This window comes from Blautia sp. CAG:237, from assembly GCF_000436615.1.
GTDB lineage: Bacteria > Bacillota > Clostridia > Lachnospirales > Lachnospiraceae > Blautia_A > Blautia_A intestinihominis.
In genome coordinates this window covers 12,660-16,508 of record NZ_FR886699.1, presented here as the reverse complement: position 1 = coordinate 16,508, position 3,849 = coordinate 12,660, and the positions used below count along the sequence as shown (strand labels likewise).

The following is a 3,849-nucleotide window of genomic DNA, read 5'->3' as shown; positions in this document are numbered from 1 at the left end:
AATATTTAAAACATTATTATAATACCTCTTTTCGCGGAGAATTTCAACTAGTTCTTTAAATTTGTTGTAATTAAATGTCGTCTGTGATACAACGCATGCTTCCATATCTGCTTCCGGAATCATATTCTCGACATCTTCTCTGTTTTTGAGGACTCTGTACGGGCCATGGCACCAGCCGCAGATCCCCTGCACCTCCGGATGCTTCGGATCTCCGAAAATGAAGATCTGTTTCCCAGCAAGGCTTTCTTTCTCGACGATCCGGTGGATCTTGAGTACGAATGGGCAGGTGACATCTACATATTCAAGTCCATTCTCCTTAAGCTTCTCATAGATCTCTCTTCCCACGCCGTGAGAGCGGATCACAACGGTACCACTCTTAATATGATCGAGATCCTCTACTTCAATCACACGCACGCCTCTTGATTCCAGATCAGAGACAACTTCTTCATTGTGGATGATCGGTCCCAGAGTATAAATAGGAGAAACTCCATCCTCGATCAGCTGATAGACCTTGTCGACAGCCCGCTTGACTCCGAAACAGAAGCCTGCAGTCTCTGCTACTTTAACCTTCATATCGTTTATTCCTTTTCTGATACTTTGGAGTGATAGACAGAAAGGATCTTCTCGACAGTCTCATCGATCGTAAGTTCTGAGGAATCCACGAGAACAGCATCCTCTGCCTGGCAGAGCGGCGATATCTCTCTGGTCATATCTCTCTGATCTCTCTCCTCGATTGTTTTCTGGATCTCGGCAAGATCACAAGCCTCACCCTTTTCCTGATATTCAAGATAACGGCGACGTGCCCTTGTCAGTGAGCTTGCGGTAAGATAGATCTTGACATCTGCATCCGGCAGGATCGTTGTTCCGATATCTCTGCCGTCCATGACAACGCTCATGGTCCTGGCCAGCTTGCGCTGCAGATCAAGAAGCTTCTCTCTCACACGCGGCACTGCAGAACTTACAGACGCCATTGCACTCACTTCTTCTGTGCGGAGATGTGCATTTACATTTTCTCCGTCGAGAAGAACGATCTGCTCTCCATTCTGATACTCAATAGAAATCTCCGCATTCTGACATGCCTCTCCGATCTCATCCGGTTCCTCGCGGTTTACTCCCTTTCTGAGAAGATAAAGTGCCATGGCGCGATACATTGCTCCTGTATCCACGTATACAAAAGAAAGTTCTTTTGCTACTTTTTGGGCCACTGTACTTTTGCCCGCTCCAGCCGGACCGTCAATTGCAATATTGTGTACCATTTTGTTTTCCTCCTAGTTACTCTTTTTCGCTTATATCTATAGCAGCAAGGTATGCAGTGGACCACGCGATCTGAAGATTGTAGCCCCCTGTTACTGCGTCAAGATCAAGAACTTCACCTGTAAAATACAGGTTTTTGATTTTTTTGGACTCCATGCTTCCCGGGTTGATATCCTTGACGGAAACACCGCCCTGTGTGATGACCGCCTCCTTGAATTCTCCCGGCTCCGTGATCGTGAACGGGAAATTCTTGACGACTGTGCCAAAGGCAAGGCGTTCTTCTCTGGATATCTCATGGATCACCTTATCTCCCGGGATTCCACCGATCTCAAGCATCACCGGTGTAAGTGATGACGGGAAAAGGACTCCTATCACATTCTTAAACTGCTTATTCTTGCCATTTTCAAACTCTCGAAGTATCCGCTCATCAAGCTGCTCCGGACTGAGGGCCGGCTTAAGATCGATAAATGCGCTCAGTTCTTCTCCTTTGGCAAGATATTTGCCAAGTTTGGCACTGGCACTTAAGATCAGCGGTCCGGTAACACCGGTATGTGTAAACATCATCTCTCCAAAATCCCGATAAAGGATCTTTTTGCCGCGTCTGACTGTAAGCTCTACATTCTTGAGTGAAAGTCCTGTCATCCTCGGAATATAATCTTCTTTGACCTTAAGCGGAACAAGCGATGGGATACAGTCCGTCACCTGATGCCCGGTCTCCCGTGCAAAACGATATCCGTCTCCTGTGGAACCGGTCGTTGGATAAGACAGTCCGCCTGTCGCAACGACTACTGCATCTGCATTCTGAACTTCTCCGTCCGCCAGGGAAATTCCTGTCGCAGTCCCGTCCTTTGTCAGAATCTCTCTGACTTCACTTCTGAATCTTACGTGAACGCCATATTTCTTCATAAGACATTCCAGACCGCGGATGATGTCTGAAGAGCGGTCAGACTGTGGAAAAACGCGGTTTCCCCGTTCTGTCTTGAGCGGTACGCCCGTCTCCTCAAGAAGTGCCATCATATCCTGGCTGTTAAAAGTATAAAATGCACTGTACAGAAATTTGCTGTTCGTCATCACTGCGCGGAGCAGGTCTTCTACCTCACAGTTATTTGTAACATTGCATCTTCCTTTTCCTGTAATATAGAGTTTCTTTCCCAGCTTTTCGTTTTTTTCGTATAAAAAAACTTCACAGCCGTTTCTGGCGGCGATGATACTGCACAGCATACCGGCAGCTCCGCCCCCGACAATTATCACTTTGTTCATGGAAATCCTTTCTTGCAAGCAAGCCCGTCAGAAAAATCTGGCGGGCCTGATTATTTTCCTTCATTTGGAACGCTGTCCAAAGCAGGGATTTTTATTTTTTATACCGGATATGCTCCGTTTTCTGTGTCTGCAGCTTTCTCGTCTACTTTTTTCTCCTGAGCCTGACGGTATTTGAAGAAGTCAGTAGCAACCTGCGGGAACAGTGCGTAGGACAGAACGTCCTCATCCTGCTCTTTGTAAGCGGACATTTCTGTTTCCAGTTTGTCCAGCTCATTGTCGAGAAGGTCTGCCGGACGGCAGGTGATCGGTTTTGCATCTCCGATGCACTTCTTCTGTACATCCTGGTTGAATGGTTTTACGGTTGCACCGTATTTTCCTAACAGGATATCCTTTGTTTCTTTTGTGACCATCTTGTATCTCTCACCCATGAGCACGTTGAATACAGCCTGTGTACCAACGATCTGAGAAGACGGAGTTACGAGCGGCGGCTCACCGAGGTCTTTACGAACCTTCGGAACTTCCTCAAGAACATCGTAGAATTTGTCTTCTGCGTGCTGCTCTTTGAGCTGTGATGTCAGGTTGGAAAGCATTCCGCCTGGTACCTGATACAGAAGAGTCTTGATGTTTACACCAAGGTTCTTCGGATTCAGAAGGCCGCTGTCCAGAGCGTCATCACGGATCGGCCGGAAGTAATCAGCGATCTCAGCAAGGAGTTTCTGATCAAATCCTGTATCATATGGTGTGCCTTTGAAGGTCTCTACCATAACCTCTGTTGCCGGCTGGGAAGTTCCCAGAGCGAACGGAGACATTGCAGTATCGATGATATCAACACCAGCTTCTACTGCTTTGAGGTATGTCATGGAAGCAACACCAGAGGTGTAATGTGTATGAAGATCGATCGGGATCTTAACAGCATCTTTGAGTGCTCCGACAAGCTCAGTTGCTTTATATGGAAGCAGAAGACCTGCCATATCTTTGATACAGATGGAATCTGCACCCATGTCTTCGATGTGTTTTGCGATGTTTACCCAGTACTCAAGAGTATATGCATCACCTAATGTGTAGGAAAGAGCAACCTGTGCGTGTGCTTTTTCTTTGTTGGCAGCTTTAACTGCTGTCTGAAGGTTACGCATATCGTTGAGGCAGTCAAAAATACGGATGATGTCGATTCCGTTTGCTACAGATTTCTGTACGAAGTATTCTACTACGTCATCTGCATATGGACGATATCCAAGGATGTTCTGTCCACGGAACAGCATCTGAAGTTTTGTGTTCTTGAAGCCGTCACGTAATTTACGAAGTCTTTCCCATGGGTCTTCTTTAAGGAAACGAAGG

4 protein-coding genes are annotated in these 3,849 nt (G+C 46.6%); all 4 read right to left on the bottom strand.

The genetic code is table 11. From position 1 onward, the window contains the following. Nucleotides 1-573, bottom strand: a 573-nt coding sequence (locus tag QZL69_RS03200; protein WP_291518042.1) for a 4-hydroxy-3-methylbut-2-enyl diphosphate reductase, incomplete at its 3' end; no start/stop codon positions are given. A 5-nt stretch (nucleotides 574-578) separates the two neighbouring features. Then, the gene (cmk, locus tag QZL69_RS03195; RefSeq protein WP_022213778.1) at nucleotides 579-1,256 is read right to left on the bottom strand and encodes a (d)CMP kinase; all 678 of its coding nucleotides are present in this window, start codon (nucleotides 1,254-1,256) and stop codon (nucleotides 579-581) included. Between the two features lie 16 nt (nucleotides 1,257-1,272). Continuing rightward, entirely contained in the window at nucleotides 1,273-2,514 is a 1,242-nt protein-coding gene (locus QZL69_RS03190; protein WP_291518039.1) for an NAD(P)/FAD-dependent oxidoreductase, read from the bottom strand. A 98-nt stretch (nucleotides 2,515-2,612) separates the two neighbouring features. After that, a partial coding sequence (locus tag QZL69_RS03185; RefSeq protein ID WP_291518037.1) for a pyruvate carboxylase subunit B occupies nucleotides 2,613-3,849 on the bottom strand: 1,237 nt, incomplete at its 5' end.

What these genes read in the sequence shown, in the direction of transcription:
- cmk (WP_022213778.1), bottom strand. Translation starts at nt 1,256, where the DNA reads ATGGTACACAATATTGCAATTGACGGTCCGGCTGGAGCGGGCAAAAGT.
- QZL69_RS03190 (WP_291518039.1), bottom strand. Translation starts at nt 2,514, where the DNA reads ATGAACAAAGTGATAATTGTCGGGGGCGGAGCTGCCGGTATGCTGTGC.